The following is a 17,036-nucleotide window of genomic DNA, read 5'->3' as shown; positions in this document are numbered from 1 at the left end:
GATTATAAAATATGAATCTCTTTCTCAATCGCTGTCAATTGTTCTTGTAATTGTTCCTTACTTGTTTCATATAGTGACACATCAATCGTTTCTGCTAAAGCAAATAATAGACTTGCATAATACTGCTTCACATCTTCCTGCATAACATTTTGAGATAAGTTCCATTTCATTTCCCATTCCTGTTTATAATGATTAACAAATAATTTTTCTTCATCCGCTACATATTGAGATACGAAAGGCTCAAGCGCTTCTTTCGTATCGCTTTGCATAGCCGCTTTATCATTTTTTTCAAAAAAGCTTTTCTCATTTTTAAAATGAGATAACGCCTTTTTAAAATGTTTCATATCAATAGACGGAAATGGTTCTTGATGTGCAATCACTTGATATTCATACTCTGCTACTTCGCTCATTGAAATGGATTCATTTTCTTTTTGGCATGTCATTACAATCTCATCTCTTGCCCGCCCTATCGCTTCATCAATCCATTTCTCAAGACGTAATGACGTTGCTCGCATTTCTTGTAATATGTCATGTTGGATAAAAGCAACTAATTCCATAAGACATTCTTGTAATTTCACCTTCACATTTCCATCTGTTCGAAGTGCTGCAGGATTAATAAATTCCGTAAACACATCGTTATAGCGTAAAAACAAGCGTTGCTGTACATAATATAACAACTCTTTTACTTCATTCTTCATTGCTTGTTCTTCTGCTAAAACACTATATGATGAAATAATATGAAGTAGCCGTGCTCGCTCTGCTTCATATTTTTTTATTTGCTTCTCTTTTTCATCATTTCCTTGTTTTGCTCCCTCTATCATATTTGTTAGAAGTTGATCTGCGCTTTGCAGTGCTCTGTATAAAGAATGTATAGATACAAGCATAAGATCATGCATCATAAATGATGTAAATGACTCTTCAAATTTGGAAATTCCCGAATCTTGTAAAACACCATACTGTTCTTTTGAAATAATGTCACCTTGCTTTTCTTTTAATGCACATAAACTGGAAATCGCAAAGAGGCGCGGATTACGAATACCATATTGCAAGAGTTGCTCTGCAATATAACCTTTTACCATTTCAAGCTCTTCTTCAGATTGTGCTAAATCCGCAGCATTGATTAAAAAGAACATTTTATCAAGAGCAAATGTATCTTTGACGCGCCCAAGCTGAATGAGAAACTCTCGATCTGCTCTTGAGAACACATGGTTATAGTATGTTACAAATAAAATTGCATCTGCATTTTTAATATATTGGAATGCCACATCTGTATGGCGAGCATTAATCGAATCTGCTCCTGGTGTATCAACTAAAGCCACCCCTTGCCTTGTTAACGCACAGTCGTAATAAAGCTCCATATATTCAACAAAACATGACTTTTCTTCATTCGCTACATAATCAGCAAATTCAGCTACTGTTACTTGCACTTGTTCTCCTAAATGGTTGAAAACTGCCTTATATCCCCTTTGTACTGCCCGCAAGAAACTAAATGTTGTTTTCTGTTTTCCGCTTGGTGATGGATACTGAATGATTGTATCTATTTGTGACAACGCTTCTTCCAAAGTAGATATTTCATAATGAAACAGTTTATAAACAGCTTTCATATCTTCTAATAATGCCTGCTTTGATTTAAACTGAACAACTACCGTACCATGAGGCTTATCCTTTGTAACCGGTAAAATTTGATTAATCGTCGCCGTTGTTGGATTTGGTGATACCGGGAGTACGTTTTCGCCAAGCAACGCATTGGCAAATGAAGACTTCCCTGCACTAAATGCTCCAAAAAGCGCAACGGTAAACTGCTTTGTTTCCACACGCTTTCTTTTTTCAAGCACTTCCTGATGTAAATGCTGCAAAGTAGGAAGCGACTCTATTATCTTTTCTGCACCTTTTACCCGCTCTAATATACGATGAATATTTAATTTTGCTTCGCTCTTTCTTTCTTCCTCACTGTAAGAAAGACTTTCTGTTTTCACTTCTTGTTCTTGTAATGTGAACTTCTCATTTACAACTAACTTCTTCCCTTGCAGTATTTCTTCTATTTGTAATCCATCTGGCACAGGGATGCGCTCTCTCCAAATGTCCAGTAAGTAGTTCTCATATTTATCATATGCCGCCGCATATTGTAATTTCGTTTCTTTTGCAGTTTGTAATACAGTATATTGCTCCAGTTCTTCATCAAGATGAACAATTTCTTCTTTTATCTTTTCCTTCAATATACTCGTACTGCTCTCTAAAATTTGCCGTGCTTTCACAAAATATCTTTTCTTAAGCTCATTTGCGACATCTTCTGTATAAAGAAGTAAATAATCTCCTGTAAAACCAGCTCCTTGCTTAATCGTTTCTGCTAACAACGCAGGAGAAAAATCAATTTCCAATTCATACACAGATTTCCCTATATTTTCTGTAAACAACCCTTTTTCTTTTAAGAAAGAGACTATAAACTCTTTCACATGAAAATCAATTTGCGTTTCCACAGTCTTGTTTAGAGCAGAATAAAATGCTTCTAATCGCTTTTGTTTCTCTTGCTCTGTTTTTCCTTTTGCAAATAGTAAACCAACTTTAAATTTCGTTAACTTTGTTTCTAAATATTGATTTGCTAATTCTCTCATTTCAAACGGCATTAAATACGCATTATCCAGTATGCCTTGTAAACCTTTTATAAATTCACTTCTTACATCGGATTCTTTATGAATTACGCGCTGTTTCTTTTCAAGAAGTACTTCCTTCTTTTCTGTCACTTCTGAAAGAGATAACGGCGACGCTATTTCTTTTTCAAATGGTTGAAGTTGCTTTTCATTTTCAGCAAGAATAGCAGAGAGGTGCTCTTGTAATAAATATTCTGTTTCTCTTTCCATCCCTTGTTTCACATGTTGATCGCGCTCTTTCATAATAGAAAAAAGTAAACGCTCTAAACTTTGAATTTCATTATGCGGATGGTTCATCATTCGCAATGAAGTGTAAAAGATACCATCTACTTGAATATCCCAATTTAAAAATGATTGTTTCACACTTTGCTTATACCCTTCAAACGACAATTCATTTTCTTTATGCTTATCAATTTGATTGACAACAAGATACACCGTTTTGTTGCGTTGCTTTAGCTCTTTCACAAATTGTAAGTTCACTTCAGACTGCACATGATTATAATCCATCATATAAAAAATAACATCTGCAAGATGCAGTGTAGATTCTGTCGCTAGCTGATGCGCATCATCTGTTGAATCAATTCCAGGAGTATCAACAAGCACGACACCATCAGGAATCGGTGCATCATTTCGGTAAATATGCACACCAATAATTTCATCACCATTTTTACAGAGCTGTTTTAACTCTTCTGCTGAATATGCACCATCATATTCATAATGCTCCCCTGATTTTAGTGTAACAATAACTCGATCAAGTCCTTTTTCAATCTTAACGACATTTGCGCTAGTTGGAATTGGACTTGTTGGCAATAACTGCGCTTTGTACAAGTAATTCATCATCGTCGATTTTCCGGCAGAAAAATGCCCACAAAATGCAATCATTAACTGCTCTTCTTTATATTTTTGAATTACTTCAAACAACTTCAAACTATTTTCTGTATCACCATGCTTTTGCCATTCTTCATAAAAACAAACAAGTTTTTTCATATTGTTTGTCTGTACTATGTTTGTCATCCCCTTGTTCCCCTTTATTCCAAGATGTATATACCTTATTATCATACTAAATTTTCAGCATATTCTCATTAGAAATTAAAAAATCCCTTTCATTCTTTTTATAGATGAAAGGGATTTTATGTTAGATTTTTCATTTTGTTGCTCCGACTCCATTTAATACATACTTTGTTATGCCGATATATATAGCAACTGTTCCTGCAACGAATGCATATATCATTTCGCACACCAACCTTTTTGATAATGATTATCACTTTTGAATACATTTTATCATTAAAGAGAATCATTATCAATACATTTCTAAAAAAGAAAGCCCCTTTCTTCAAAGGAGCTTTGACCACCTGTTTTAAAGGAGTGAAAAAATTTGTTGTGCACCTTTATTATATCTCATCAAACACATCTTAATAGCTTCAATAATTGGAAATTTTCTCTATGCCCTTTCCTGTCTATTTTGTATAATAAAAGGGATTTATTTAACAAGGAGGGAAATAATGGAACAAAATCTTTCGCAAGGTGAGAGGATTCATTCTATCGATATCATGAGAGGGATTGCTGTACTTGGTATTTTTCTTGTGAACTGGCCCGTTATCGCCGGTATTGACTCTCGAGACATGTTAGGAATTTACGAAGGAATAGACAGCTACATTCGTCTTTTTTATGACTTATTTATTCAAACAAAGTTTTATACCATTTTTTCATTTTTATTTGGACTCAGTTTTTACATTTTTATGAGTCGGGCTGAAGCAAAAACAGATCGACCGAAAACTTTATTTGTTCGCCGTCTGCTTCTCTTATTATTATTTGGACTATTTCATTATGTTCTACTATGGGATGGAGATATTTTACATAGTTATGCGATCGCAGGCTTTTTCTTATTCTTATTTTATAAACGGGAACCTCGTACTCTTTTCATTTGGTCACTCGTTTTACTATGTATTTCCCAATTTCTCACCCTATTAGGCAGTCTAGTGATTGCTTTTGTATCGAAGGAAGAGCTAAATTTATCCGTACCAAGCATACCATTAGAAAACTGGACGTTACAAATACAAGAACGCTTTCATGCCTTTTATTCTGAAGCAATCGAGTTGAATCTATTTATGCTTCCAGAAATAGTTGGATTGTTTTTACTCGGTTTATATGCCGGAAAAAAAGATATATTCCGCCGCACAAAAGAGCTAGATCCAAAATTTAAAAAATGGCAAATGATTATGTTTGTCTTAACATTACCAATGTGGTTCTTTATGATCCGTTACTTCTTATCAAAGCCATCTTATGAACCAATCTATATGCACGCTTTTACAATGCTTAGCGGAAAAACATTATTTATCTTTTATATTTTTACACTTATACGCTTATTACAGAAAGAGCGCTGGCAAAAATTCCTTCGTCCCTTCCAATATGTCGGGCGAATGGCCTTAACAAATTATATTTCACATACAATCATAACGTTACTTGTATTTGGTCTATTTTTCAAACATGCTTATCCTGTTCCATTATGGATTGGACTATTATTTTGCATCGGTTTCTACATATTACAAATCTTTATAAGTCGCTTTTGGCTTTCCCGCTATCAATACGGTCCACTTGAATATATTTGGCGCCTTGGTACGTATGGAAAAATGATGCCTCTAAAAAACAAAAGCAAGGTCTCTTCATGAGAACCTTGCTTTTTTGATTTACATTTCTGTGACAGCACTTTTCATTGAAACTTGCTCTTCTTTTGTTTTCGCTTTGCGCTCCGGAATCATATGAAATACAATATTTAAGATAACCGCTGAAGCACTTCCAAGTACAATACCATTGTCTGTTAAAATACGAATACTTTCTGGAAATTGCGAGAATAACGTTGGAACGACTGTAACACCAAGACCAATTCCAACAGAACATGCCACGATAAGTAAGTTTTCTTGTTTTCCAAAATCAACATTGCTTAACATTTTAATTCCATATGCCATCACCATACCAAACATTGCGAGCATTGCACCGCCAAGCACTGGCTTTGGAATAATCGTTGTAATGGCTGCAATTTTAGGGATAAATCCGAGCACAATTAACATCCCACCACATACATAAATGATGATGCGATTTCGCACACCTGTTAATTGCACAAGACCGACGTTTTGTGAGTAAGTCGTATACGGAAAGGCATTAAAAATCCCACCTAAAATCATCGCCAATCCTTCCGCACGATACCCTTTTGTTAAATCTTTTTCACCAATCTTTTTATTACATATATCAGATAAAGCAAAATATACTCCAGTTGCTTCCACGATCCCTACACAAGCAACGAGAATCATCGTAATCATTGGAGTGAATTCAAATGTAGGTGTTCCGAAATAAAAAGGCTGTATTCCATGAAACCAATCTGCTTCCCAAACAGCCTGTAGGCTTACTTTCCCCATTAAAGCTGCCATAATCGTTCCAAATAAAAGGCCGAGTAAAATAGAAATGGAACGAATAAAACCATCAAAGAAACGATACATAATAATGATAAATAGTAGTACACCAAATGCTAACGCTAAATTTTCCAGACTTCCAAAGTCTTTACTCCCTGCACCACCAGCCATATCATTAATGGCTGCTGGAACTAACGTAACCCCAATTACTGTAACGACAGAACCTGTTACAACAGGTGGAAACAACTTTACTAGTTTGCCAAATAGTTTCGCAAAAATAACAACGAACAATCCTGCAGCAATAATTGCTCCATATATAGAAGAAACACCATACTGCTTACCGATTGCAATCATCGGTCCAACTGCTGTAAATGTACACCCAAGTACAACCGGGAGACCAATTCCAAAAAAACGATTTGATAATGCTTGTAAGATTGTAGCAACACCGCACATTAATAAGTCGATAGAAACTAAGTAAGTTAATTCTTTCTGACTTAGCCCAAGTCCTCCGCCAACAATAAGCGGAACAATAATAGCCCCAGCGTACATCGCAAGCATATGCTGTATGCCAAGAGAAGCAATTTTAAATGGATGTTGCTTCATGGCTATCTCACCTCCGCAGTCTCATGTTGAACAAAGGTAACTGTACCATCTTCAAGCGATGCAATTTCTGCCAATGATTCTACACGAACGCCTCTCTCACGCAGTTTCTTCCCTCCATCTTGAAATGCTTTTTCAATTACGATCCCAATTCCAGAAACGCTTGCTCCAGCTTGCTCTACTAAGCTCATGAGCCCTAAAGCTGCTTGCCCATTTGCTAAGAAATCATCAATAATTAACACTCGATCGTCTTCATGAATATGTTTTTTAGATAATGAAATCTCATTTGTTTCTTGTTTTGTAAATGAATATACTTTGGCAACATACATATTGTCTTGTAACGTTAACGATTTACGCTTTCTTGCAAAGATTACTTTTACCCCAAGCTCTAAAGCTGCCATAACCGCTGGTGCAATCCCTGAAGATTCAATCGTCACGATTTTTGTAATGTTCTCTTCTTGAAAGCGTTTCGCAAACTCTTTTCCAATTTCTTGCATAAGTACTGGATCAATTTGATGATTTAAAAATGCATCTACCTTCAATACATCACCAGATAAAACTTTTCCTTCACTTAAAATCTTCTCTTGTAATACTTTCATGTTTGTTCCTCCTCTTATGCAAATAAAAAACTCCAAAAGCAGCCACCACTCGTTACAAGTGAGAGACGCGCTTTTGGAGCTTCGCAAAAAAAGAATACGAAACAAGCAAATCTATTCGTCCTCACTCATAGTCGAAGTATTTACGGTACTTCGGTAGAAACTTGCAGGCCCTATTCCTGCGATTATATGAGTGTAGCTAACTTATTTATAGATGGATTATAACGCACTTTGTTTACTTTGAAAAGTATTTCTAAGAAAAACACGTACAAATATTATCGAAACATCTGTTTTGTTCGACTTTTGAAAACCTTTTCATTCCCTCTATATTTAAAAATTCTTTTTAAATCATACATTTCTTGCAACATAAGCACAAAAACATACACATCTCCGCTACAAAAAATAGAAACTTAAATTTGTAAAAAGAGTCCGTCACCTACTCTATACAGATGACGAACTCCTTTTATTCTTAACATGTTAATAAAGTGCGTGTTGTTTTTTCAAAGCAATCACTTTTCAGTGCCGTCTCGAAAAGGAATACTTTTAAGATAGGCTCTTCTTTTTTATAGTTCATAAATCTCTTTATATTTTGCTTCTAAATAGTCCGCTAAATAATTCGCATTTAGTCCTTCACCAGTTACATCCTCTAATATTTGCAATGGTTTTTTTATTTTACCATATTGGTGAATATTTTTTGTCAGCCATTCGCGAATTGGTGTAATATTCCCTTCTTCTAATAATGCATCAAAGTTCGGAATATCTTCTAACATCTTATGTTTAAATTGTGCAGCGTACATGTAACCAAGCGCATAAGATGGGAAATAGCCAAACGATCCATCTGCCCAATGAATGTCTTGCAGTATTCCTTGTGCATCCGTTTTTGGACGAATGCCTAAATAGCTCTCCATTTTATCATTCCATGCTTTTGGCAAATCTTTTACTTCCAACGTTCCGTCAAATAATTCTTTTTCTAACTCATAGCGAACCATAATATGTAATGGGTACGTTAATTCATCCGCCTCAATACGGATAAAGGAAGGCTTTGATTCATTAATTGCATCGTAAAATTCATCTACCGATACATTTTCAAATTGCCCCTCACTAAATTGCTTCAATAACTCATAATTTTTCTTCCAGAAAGATTTATGACGCCCAATAAAGTTTTCAAAAAATAACGATTGTGATTCATGAATCCCCATTGAAGTACCACTGCAAAGCGGTGTTCCTTCTAAATCCTCGGAAATATTTTGTTCATATACAGCATGCCCGCATTCATGAATTGTTCCAAACACAGCCATTCGGAAGTCATTCTCATCATAACGAGTCGTAATGCGAACATCGCCTCTATTTAATGTAATTTCAAACGGATGAATCGTTTCATCTAAACGACCGGCTTCAAATTTATAATTTAATTGTTTTAATACTTCTAAAGTAAAATTCTTTTGTTTTTCCTTTGGAAAGTGCTTAAATAATACATCTGTTTTTAATGTTTTATGAGACGCTGAAATGTCTTTCACAAGCGGTACAATTCGCTCACGTAATTGCCCAAATACATGATCTAATATTTCTACTGTTACACCCGGTTCATACATATCTAACAGCGTATTATATTTATACGTGTCATAACCCCAATATGTAATAAATTTCTTCTTATATGCAACAATTTTTTCTAAATATGGTCTAAACATTTCAAAATCAGACTTTTCACGTGCTTCACCCCAAACACTTTCTGATTTTGCTTGTAATTTTACAAACTCTTCATACTCAGCTTGCGGAATTTTTTTATTTTGGTCATACTTTTTACGGCATTCTTCTACAATTTTTTTCGTTGTTTCGGAAATTGTATTCTCTGCAATTCGTTGTTCTAATTCTGTTAAATATTTTTCCATCTCATCAGAAGTGGATAAAGAAAAGACTTCTGACGAAAGCATTCCAATCACTTCCGAGCGCTGATCTACCCCTTGTTTTGGAGCGCCTGTACGCAAGTCCCAAAATATTAAATTAAGTGCTTCGCCATAATTATTTATCTTTTTCACATATGCTAAAAATTCTTTTTCTAATTCATGTGTAGCGATTGTCATATTCCCTTTCCTCCTTTTTCTATCTGCCCTTTATTTCGACATAAATAGATAAATTCCTTTTCTCTCTATAGAAAAAAGCTTGGCATTGACCAAGCTTTTTCTTCGTTAGATCATTTTACAGAACAATTCCTTCTACTGGCAGTACTTTCTTTACAGCTTCGACAACCTTCTCATTCTCATTTTCAGACAAGAATAACGAAATCGCTCCTTTGTCCTCACTTGTACGAATTAAGCGTCCAATTCCTTGGCGAAGTCGTAAAATCATATATGGTACATCTACGTCCCAGAATGGATCATTTACATGTTTTCGTTTCGCTTCAAACACAGGGTCATTTGGAGGGAATGGAAGCGACCAAATAATGACATGTGATAAGGATGAACCAGGAATATCTAATCCTTCCCATAAATGAACAGCACAAAGGACAGTCTCTTCTTCATTTTGGAAACGTGAAACGAGCTGACTAATTTCTTGATCTCCTTCATATAAGAACGGAACAGACATTTGTTCTTTGCTTACGTATTCTTTAAATGCAGCAAGCTCCTCAGTTGTACGGAACAATACAAGTGTACGTCCATTTGTTTTTTGAATATTTTCAAGTGTATATTGACACTTTCTTTCCCATGCATTTTCTTCATGATAGGATGGTAAATACACTTTCATTTGTTCTTCATAATCAAAAGGAGAAGCGACTGAGAACGATAGATAATCTTTTACGCCGAGACTATTTGCGGTAAATGCAAATGAATCATTTTCAGATAATGTAGCAGAAGAGAAAATATATGGAATTTTTTTAGAGAATACTTTCTCTTGTAATACTTCTTCTACTGCGCGTGGCATAATAACTAATGTAAATGCTCCGTCCCCTTCTTCTCCCCATGTAATCACATTTTTTTCATGCATGAAAAGACGAAGTGAATGTTCTAGCACATCTAAATGCTCGTCAACAATATTTAAATCATATGTGTTGACTGTATACATTTCACTTTCAAATACTAATGCATCGCCGACTTCAGCAATTTTGGCATATAATCGTTTTGCTTCTGTAGTCACTTTTTCTGTTACCGTAATTTCTAAACGATCTGATCCTGGGATTTCTTTTTTATTCTCTTGTAAAACATCAAAGAAACGTTCTGTTTGCCAAATTGTTTCTTCTATTAAATGGGCAAACTCTTCACGAATGTCATTTTGCAACAATCTTGTTAATAATTGTTCCATCATCGTTTGCTTTAATCGATACGTTAATGCTTTTTGTGCTGCATACTCAACCAAATGCCCTTCATCAAAAACAACACAGCTACTTTCTGGTAGAAGCGGCATCTGTCCTTCACGCTTACGAGCATCATATGTCCAAATGTGGTCCATATAGAAATCTTGAGAACAAATAATTAAATCTGCTGCTTTACGGTAATGTTCACGAGAAAGCGTTTGACCGCAGCGGTGGCGAGATTCACATGTGAAACAATCTTGGAAATAATCCCAAGATACTTTTGACCATTCTTCATCATTTAATAACGGAAACTCTTTACGATCTCCATATGGTGTGAAATTTTGCATTGTCCCGTGATCAAATACAAATTGTGGTAATTCATAATATAAATCTTCAATTACTTCTGGAGCTCGTCCACTCATTACATCTTCTAGTTTACGTAAACATAAATAATTATCCATTGATTTTGCAAGTCTAACATCAACAGATAACCCTAATGCTTCTGATAACTTCGCGATGTCCCCTTCTTCTTTTACAAGCTGTTCAATTAGCGTTTCATCTGCACAAGCAATGATAGCTGGCTTTCCTGTATAACGTGCATAACAAATTGCATATAAAAGATATACAATTGTTTTCCCTGTCCCAACACCAGCTTCAGCAAACATAACCTTCTTCTCTTGAAACGCTCGTTCTAATTGAAACGCCATAAAAATTTGTTCATCGCGCTCTTCAAAACCTTTTTCTGGGAGGATATCGTAAAACACATCTCCAATCCACTCATTCAACTTATCATAAAAATTATCTTGTTTCCCTACTTCAAATGGTAATCTCTTCTTAGTAAACATGCTTAGCCTCCAACCAAAAAGTTTTTCTATAAAAAAGATATAGCAACTGCTACTTATAAATAGCAGTTGCTTTCCCCTGTTGTAATACATAGAAATGCGTGAAAAAAGTTTTCCTTTATGTAAAGGAAAACTTTTTTCACTCTATTAATGACTTTAAATAACGCTTATCAATTAATGTTTCATATGATAACGCAGATAAATATTCTTCCTGTGCCTTTTGAATTTCATCTGCTACACTTTGAAAGTCAAGTTCTTTGCCGAGTTCATCATACGTACGATGAATCGCTTTTTGAATCATTGACAACTGGAACCCATCCATATCGATTCCTCCTTTTGCACATTACATAGTAGCCAGTATATGCGCAAAAAAGAGGTTTTATACTATACATTACGAGGCGGACGTTTTCCAAAGTATTGGTAGTAATCTGTACGAATAAAGCCATTGAATAATTTACGCTTTTTCGACGCTTCTTGTCCATAACATTTTTCAAATGCCTCATAGCTTGTTAATACATATAAGGACCAAGTGTCTAACGGACGGAATACTTCTCCCATTTCTTTGTATAACTTTTCAACAAGTGCTTTTTCACTTAAACGTTCTCCGTATGGAGGATTCGTTACAACATAGCCATATTCCTCTTTTGTCGTAAAATCTTTTACTTGCATTTGCTTAAAGGAAATTAAATCACCTAATCCCACTTCATCTGCATTATCTTGCGCGATTCTTACCATACGATGATCAATATCTGATCCGATAATTTGTAATGGCTGATCATAATTTGCTAAATCCTCTACTTCTTGACGCGCTTCTTTCCAATTTTGCTTACCAATCCAGCCCCATTCATCCGATGCAAAGTCTCGGTTAAATCCTGGTGCAATATTTTGTCCAATCAGCGCCGCTTCAATCGGAATTGTTCCAGAACCACAAAACGGGTCAACGAATGGACGATCTGGTTTCCAATTTGTAAGTTTAATTAACGATGCAGCTAACGTTTCTTTCAATGGTGCTTCTCCTTGATCAACACGATATCCGCGCTTGTGCAGTCCAACACCACTTGCATCGATTGTTAACGTTGCAATATCTTTTAACATGGCAATCTCAATGCGGAATAAAGGACCATTCTCTTCAAACCAAGTTGTACGCTTATATGTTGATTTCAACTTTTCCACAACAGCTTTTTTGACGATACGTTGGCAATCTGGAACACTAAATAAAGTTGATTTCAGAGATTTACCAATAACAGGAAACTCTCCATTTTCAGGAATATAATCTCCCCAATTTAAAGCCTTTGTCTTCTCAAATAATTCATCAAACGTAGTTGCTTTAAATTCACCTACTTTGATTTTGACACGATCAGCAGTACGCAACCATAAATTGGCACGACAAATCGCATTTACATCTGCTTCAAATGTTACTTTTCCGTTATCTACTTGGCACTCGTAGCCAAGATCACGAACTTCTCTTGCAACTAGAGCTTCAATTCCCATCGCTGCTGTTGCAATTAAAGTAACTTTTCCCATTTTCTATTCACCTCTTATGTATAATCAAACAATAATCACTCTATAAATTATTAAGTATGATAAAGTATTGTTTTCTTTACCATTGTAACTCACGCATCATTACTTCATACAAATAAAAAGCTCTCCTCTTTCAAAGGAGAGCTGAGTCATTACGTAATTGGTTCATAACGTTCTGTAAGCCATGTTCTGTTCCTTTGTACTACAAACGGCCCACGCCTCGTACTCCGGTGGTAATCATCTATCTACAGGTTACTCGAACCTGTCCTTTTCCATCGTTCATTTCCTTGGAAAAGATTCCCCTACCATTATTTGGGTTTCTCGCTCGTGGGGTTTACCTCGTTCCACTCCTATCATTTCTTCAAGGACTTCGTCACTGTGGCACTTTAAAGGTAGTCAAACCATATCCAAAAGGACTTAGGTTTTTTCCCTGCCGTTAAACCAGCCTCGCGGCCAGAATACCCTAGCTTATGAATTGGCTAGGCACGAACACTACGACCATCTCAGGTCGTGCGAGCATGGACTTTCCTCTACAACGTTCACGTTGCAGCGATTACCCAAACGCTATGACAAAGATTAGTATAGTGGAAACAAAAAGATTTTGCAATGCTTTTTTATATGTAAGATGATTCAATCTTTTTCATTTCTACATTACTCATATAATTTGCTTCCAAAAACAGCTTTTTCTAAATTAGATAAACGTTTCAAAATATCTGTATTTGTATTGCTATATACAGGTTGTGCAGCCGGTGTTGGAATCGTTTGTTGCGGCGCTTGTGTTGCAGCAAGTTTCTGCTCTTCTAATTCACGTTTCAAACGTGCGTTTTGCTGTTGCAATTGTTCCAGTTCCTTATGAAACGCTTCATAATCTTTAATAATCATATCAAGAAACTTGTCGACCTCTTCTTGCTGATATCCTCTCATACCTGTTTTAAATTCTTTTTCTAAAATATCTTTTGCCGTTAATTTAATTTTATCCGAAATCATTCTCTTCACCTCAAATTTTCACCAAAACTTTTATTAGCTAAATTTTTTCAGAAACAGTCCCTTTTGTCAATCATATATGCGCGAGTAATCTTCCATATTACTCTGCATCATTCCACTGTTCTTCTTCTATTATATCTTGTAAATCAGAAAAAAGAATGAAATAGCTGTGATAATTTTCTATTTCTCCTTTTTTCTTAGCTGCCTCTACTATATATTTTGGACTTCCTGGTTTTTCTTCATCATATACAGCTAAAAGTGCGTCACTTTTTTCAATAAAAAATTGATTTTTTAATCGAAATTGCTCCGGGCTTTCATATTTTCTTTTTGTAATACTATCAACATGATCAGCTTGCTCTAAAATAAGCTCATACCATTCTTTATTTCCTTCTTTCCAGTTTTCCTCTTGTGCTAAAAAAGGAGTAAACACAGCTAGTTTTAAATCGGGATATTCTAATTGTAAATCAAACACAACTTCTGCAGCCCATAATTCAACCCCAAGTTGTCCACTAATCATCACCCATTCTAATCCTTCTTCCAAAAAGGCAATAAATTTACGATGTAACGCTTTTTTTATATGAGCAACACCTGGGTGATCATTCTGAAATATCCCAAGTTCAAACGGTTTGTATCCTGTTACAGCTAAAACTTTCATATCAACACTCCAATAAAAAGAAAAGAACTAGCATCTCGCTAGTTCTAACATAACATTTACTTTTTAAATATTCCACCTACATTAGGGCCTGCATTTGGACCAAATGGCGATACATTAGGACCTGCGTTTGGACCAAACGGTGATACATTCGGGCCTGCGTTTGGACCAAACGGTGATACATTAGGACCTGCATTTGGGCCAAACGGTGATACATTCGGGCCTGCGTTTGGACCAAACGGTGATACTTGCTGAGGGTATCCATGGTGTCCACACCCTCCACCAAATCCTCCACCATAACCTGGGTCTCCAAATCCTGGATCTACAACATTTACACTTGAATTTGTTTGTGGGAAGAAATGTTGGTTTTTAATTTGTTGATGATGCACATGCGTTGTATGAGTTGGGTGAATATGTGGCACCACCGTTGTAGAAAAAGTGTGTGTTACACATTGTTTCGTTGGATGAACAACAGGAGGTGTTGTACAAATAGGACCTGTTGGCTTATGTCCTCCAAAACAAGGATGACAATGACGCATAGTTTTTCTCTCCTCTCTCACTCAAAATCTAACTACACTTTACAATATGAGAAAAGAGTAAAAGCCGCTTGTTATATACACCTATTTCTTCAAAGGAAATTCGTCTAGATTATAAGTTATCAGATGAAGAGCTTGACTCATTGTCACGCTATTACTTTCCGAAGAAACCACCAACTTGTTTTACAATTCCTGTAACCTGATTTACTGCATTCATCATTTGGCCTGCTGTATTCATCATTTTGTTCACATCATAATTTCCATCTGCTGTTTTAAATTGAGACACCAAACTAGAAAACTGACTCGGTTGCTGTTTCTGCTTGTTCATTTTTGGATATGGTTGAAAGGGCTGCTTCGGCGGATAAAACATAGATGGTTGTGGCTGCGGCGGTGCATAATACGGCATATTCATATAAGGCTGCTCATGCTGATTCATAAATGATACTTCAAATGGTTGATAATAATTTTGATTCCCATAATAAGGTGTGAAAGGATACATATTGTAGCGTAAATATGGCTCCCCATTATGTTGATACGTGTTTGGTTGTGGGTTTGAATGAAACCCTTGATAAGTAGATTGTTGAAACATGCATTCTCTCCCCCTTTATCTTAGTTTCTACCTTTAGAATATGTACCGACAAAATAAAAGGTGTTCTTATATAATTGTCTGTTTTTGTCGGAAGTTTAAATTTTTAAAAAAATAAGAAAGTAAACCCTTTCATGTTATGATATAAAAGAAGAAGATTCTCATGGGGGAGGAATCAACATGATATTAGGGGATTTAAAACAAGCATTTTCACAAAAAAAGGGGTATTGTACAGAAAATATGAATGAATTGCTCGACTTTGCGCGACATTGTTATTTGGAAGGGAAAATCTGTATTTCAGAATATCGAGTGTTGATACGAGAATTAGAAACAAGTGGAGCAACGAGACCTCGTCATAAAATTACAGAATCATAAAAAAACACAAGAGGGATTTCCCTCTTGTTATTTACATAATTCCACAATAGTCTGTAACGTATATAAAATCGCCTGGTGCGTTTCATAAAACCGTTTCCCTTTTCCTTTATTCACAAAGCACTGCAAAGCATTATTTTGTAAATTTTCGCACACTTGATCTATTTGTTGAAAATGGACATATTTAGGATGTTCTTCTTTTATCCATCGATAAGCCAATTCTTTCCAAGCCCTCAACTCGTTATCTACCCTATCCACAAACGGCTTCATATCAGTATAAAAATCATATTCTACTACTTCTCTTTTTTTAACAATTGTTTCATCGTTATACTCTATTAACTTTATTGAAGATTGCTTTAACGCTTGATCCTTCACTTTATCCCACCTTACTTATGCACCTACGACAACGTTTTGAAACGTTTGCAGCCAATTTCCTTTCTTCTCATGATGCACTAATTTATCTTCCATATGTTGAATGTGCATTTCTGTTATTTCTACTTTCTTACATATATCCTCACGTCTGTCCTTTAAATCATGATTAACCCTAAGTGAAACATTCATTTCCAGCAAATCAAGAGCACTTAACATTTGATCCATTTTCTTCATTACATTTTCCTTCTGAACCATCGCCATCTATAAAACGCCTCCTTCTTTGCTTTCCCTTTGCCATGTAATTTCGACAACCCAGTTATCACTCCTGCATGATTGACAAAACTAGTTGTGATTCGGCAAATAAAGCGAAACTTTCTTTCGTGTTTCTTCTTCATCCTTTAGAAATTAGAAAAGTTTGTATTCTGCATGTGTTTTATAGAAATGGTAACAATACAAATGGGAGGTGTTACTATGGCTAAAAATAAAAATGAAAAGAAGAAAAAACAAAGTAAACAACGAAACAAACCTGAAACAGGAAATCCAAAATTAGACGGGCCAAACTTCCCTGCTACATAAACAGGGGTTTGTTCATCCAAATTCGTTATTTCCTTCTAAAGTTCATCTTTTTTCA

The 17,036-nt window shown here is 35.5% G+C and carries 15 protein-coding genes, 1 other RNA gene and 1 riboswitch; of the genes, 2 read left to right on the top strand and 14 right to left on the bottom strand.

What is annotated here, in order from left to right; genetic code table 11:
- Nucleotides 1-2 precede the first annotated feature (2 nt).
- Nucleotides 3-3,662, bottom strand: coding sequence for a dynamin family protein (locus MR058_RS03750; RefSeq protein ID WP_242142703.1), 3,660 nt, complete (start codon nucleotides 3,660-3,662; stop codon nucleotides 3-5).
- Nucleotides 3,663-4,150: 488 nt separating this feature from the next.
- Between MR058_RS03750 and MR058_RS03745 the strand changes: the two genes are divergently transcribed.
- Entirely contained in the window at nucleotides 4,151-5,317 is a 1,167-nt protein-coding gene (locus MR058_RS03745; protein ID WP_242142702.1) for a DUF418 domain-containing protein, read from the top strand.
- Between the two features lie 18 nt (nucleotides 5,318-5,335).
- Here MR058_RS03745 and pbuX read toward each other — a convergent pair whose 3' ends face one another.
- From pbuX to MR058_RS03690, 11 genes are all read right to left on the bottom strand, one after another.
- Nucleotides 5,336-6,658, bottom strand: a complete 1,323-nt coding sequence (gene pbuX / locus MR058_RS03740) for a xanthine permease PbuX (RefSeq protein ID WP_242142701.1) — start codon at nucleotides 6,656-6,658, stop codon at nucleotides 5,336-5,338.
- 2 nt (nucleotides 6,659-6,660) lie between these two features.
- On the bottom strand, nucleotides 6,661-7,254 hold the full coding sequence (locus tag MR058_RS03735; RefSeq protein ID WP_242142700.1) for a xanthine phosphoribosyltransferase: 594 nt from the start codon (nucleotides 7,252-7,254) through the stop codon (nucleotides 6,661-6,663).
- Between the two features lie 108 nt (nucleotides 7,255-7,362).
- Nucleotides 7,363-7,464: riboswitch (purine riboswitch) on the bottom strand.
- Nucleotides 7,465-7,814: 350 nt separating this feature from the next.
- Entirely contained in the window at nucleotides 7,815-9,332 is a 1,518-nt protein-coding gene (locus tag MR058_RS03730) for a carboxypeptidase M32 (RefSeq protein ID WP_242142699.1), read from the bottom strand.
- Nucleotides 9,333-9,447: 115 nt separating this feature from the next.
- Entirely contained in the window at nucleotides 9,448-11,385 is a 1,938-nt protein-coding gene (locus MR058_RS03725) for an ATP-dependent DNA helicase (RefSeq protein WP_242142698.1), read from the bottom strand.
- A gap of 136 nt (nucleotides 11,386-11,521) precedes the next feature.
- Nucleotides 11,522-11,704: a DUF3921 family protein gene (locus tag MR058_RS03720; RefSeq protein WP_242142697.1), complete on the bottom strand. Its 183-nt coding sequence runs from the start codon at nucleotides 11,702-11,704 to the stop codon at nucleotides 11,522-11,524.
- Between the two features lie 62 nt (nucleotides 11,705-11,766).
- Entirely contained in the window at nucleotides 11,767-12,906 is a 1,140-nt protein-coding gene (locus tag MR058_RS03715; RefSeq protein ID WP_242142696.1) for a THUMP domain-containing class I SAM-dependent RNA methyltransferase, read from the bottom strand.
- 170 nt (nucleotides 12,907-13,076) lie between these two features.
- An RNA gene (rnpB, locus tag MR058_RS03710) (RNase P RNA component class B) lies at nucleotides 13,077-13,468 on the bottom strand.
- Nucleotides 13,469-13,554: 86 nt separating this feature from the next.
- Nucleotides 13,555-13,890 carry a cell division regulator GpsB gene (gpsB, locus tag MR058_RS03705; protein ID WP_242142695.1) on the bottom strand — a complete coding sequence of 112 codons (336 nt, stop codon included), beginning with the start codon at nucleotides 13,888-13,890 and terminating at the stop codon, nucleotides 13,555-13,557.
- Between the two features lie 97 nt (nucleotides 13,891-13,987).
- Entirely contained in the window at nucleotides 13,988-14,542 is a 555-nt protein-coding gene (locus MR058_RS03700; RefSeq protein ID WP_242142694.1) for an SLOG family protein, read from the bottom strand.
- 56 nt (nucleotides 14,543-14,598) lie between these two features.
- Nucleotides 14,599-15,078 carry a CotD family spore coat protein gene (locus tag MR058_RS03695; protein WP_242142693.1) on the bottom strand — a complete coding sequence of 160 codons (480 nt, stop codon included), beginning with the start codon at nucleotides 15,076-15,078 and terminating at the stop codon, nucleotides 14,599-14,601.
- Nucleotides 15,079-15,229: 151 nt separating this feature from the next.
- The gene (locus MR058_RS03690; RefSeq protein WP_242142692.1) at nucleotides 15,230-15,664 is read right to left on the bottom strand and encodes a YppG family protein; all 435 of its coding nucleotides are present in this window, start codon (nucleotides 15,662-15,664) and stop codon (nucleotides 15,230-15,232) included.
- Nucleotides 15,665-15,841: 177 nt separating this feature from the next.
- On the opposite strand from MR058_RS03690, the gene MR058_RS03685 reads away from it, so the two are divergent.
- Entirely contained in the window at nucleotides 15,842-16,036 is a 195-nt protein-coding gene (locus MR058_RS03685) for a YppF family protein (RefSeq protein WP_242142691.1), read from the top strand.
- A gap of 27 nt (nucleotides 16,037-16,063) precedes the next feature.
- Here the strand turns inward: MR058_RS03685 and MR058_RS03680 are convergent, their stop codons facing one another.
- A complete protein-coding gene (locus tag MR058_RS03680; protein ID WP_242142690.1) occupies nucleotides 16,064-16,408 on the bottom strand; it encodes a YppE family protein in 345 nt (114 codons plus the stop codon).
- Between the two features lie 15 nt (nucleotides 16,409-16,423).
- Nucleotides 16,424-16,666 carry a hypothetical protein gene (locus MR058_RS03675; RefSeq protein ID WP_242142689.1) on the bottom strand — a complete coding sequence of 81 codons (243 nt, stop codon included), beginning with the start codon at nucleotides 16,664-16,666 and terminating at the stop codon, nucleotides 16,424-16,426.
- Nucleotides 16,667-17,036 lie beyond the last annotated feature (370 nt).

Source organism: Bacillus cereus group sp. BfR-BA-01430 (assembly GCF_022663115.1).
Taxonomy (GTDB): domain Bacteria; phylum Bacillota; class Bacilli; order Bacillales; family Bacillaceae_G; genus Bacillus_A; species Bacillus_A cereus_BD.
The sequence above is the reverse complement of the archived record's forward strand: the minus strand, read 5'-3'. Positions and strand labels throughout refer to the sequence as shown.

Excerpts from the sequence above, each read along its gene's own strand:
- MR058_RS03750 (WP_242142703.1), bottom strand. The coding sequence starts at position 3,662 with ATGACAAACATAGTACAGACAAACAATATGAAAAAACTTGTTTGTTTT.
- MR058_RS03745 (WP_242142702.1), top strand. The coding sequence starts at position 4,151 with ATGGAACAAAATCTTTCGCAAGGTGAGAGGATTCATTCTATCGATATC.
- pbuX (WP_242142701.1), bottom strand. The coding sequence starts at position 6,658 with ATGAAGCAACATCCATTTAAAATTGCTTCTCTTGGCATACAGCATATG.
- MR058_RS03735 (WP_242142700.1), bottom strand. The coding sequence starts at position 7,254 with ATGAAAGTATTACAAGAGAAGATTTTAAGTGAAGGAAAAGTTTTATCT.
- MR058_RS03730 (WP_242142699.1), bottom strand. The coding sequence starts at position 9,332 with ATGACAATCGCTACACATGAATTAGAAAAAGAATTTTTAGCATATGTG.
- MR058_RS03725 (WP_242142698.1), bottom strand. The coding sequence starts at position 11,385 with ATGTTTACTAAGAAGAGATTACCATTTGAAGTAGGGAAACAAGATAAT.
- MR058_RS03720 (WP_242142697.1), bottom strand. The coding sequence starts at position 11,704 with ATGGATGGGTTCCAGTTGTCAATGATTCAAAAAGCGATTCATCGTACG.
- MR058_RS03715 (WP_242142696.1), bottom strand. The coding sequence starts at position 12,906 with ATGGGAAAAGTTACTTTAATTGCAACAGCAGCGATGGGAATTGAAGCT.
- gpsB (WP_242142695.1), bottom strand. The coding sequence starts at position 13,890 with ATGATTTCGGATAAAATTAAATTAACGGCAAAAGATATTTTAGAAAAA.
- MR058_RS03700 (WP_242142694.1), bottom strand. The coding sequence starts at position 14,542 with ATGAAAGTTTTAGCTGTAACAGGATACAAACCGTTTGAACTTGGGATA.
- MR058_RS03695 (WP_242142693.1), bottom strand. The coding sequence starts at position 15,078 with ATGCGTCATTGTCATCCTTGTTTTGGAGGACATAAGCCAACAGGTCCT.
- MR058_RS03690 (WP_242142692.1), bottom strand. The coding sequence starts at position 15,664 with ATGTTTCAACAATCTACTTATCAAGGGTTTCATTCAAACCCACAACCA.
- MR058_RS03685 (WP_242142691.1), top strand. The coding sequence starts at position 15,842 with ATGATATTAGGGGATTTAAAACAAGCATTTTCACAAAAAAAGGGGTAT.
- MR058_RS03675 (WP_242142689.1), bottom strand. The coding sequence starts at position 16,666 with ATGGCGATGGTTCAGAAGGAAAATGTAATGAAGAAAATGGATCAAATG.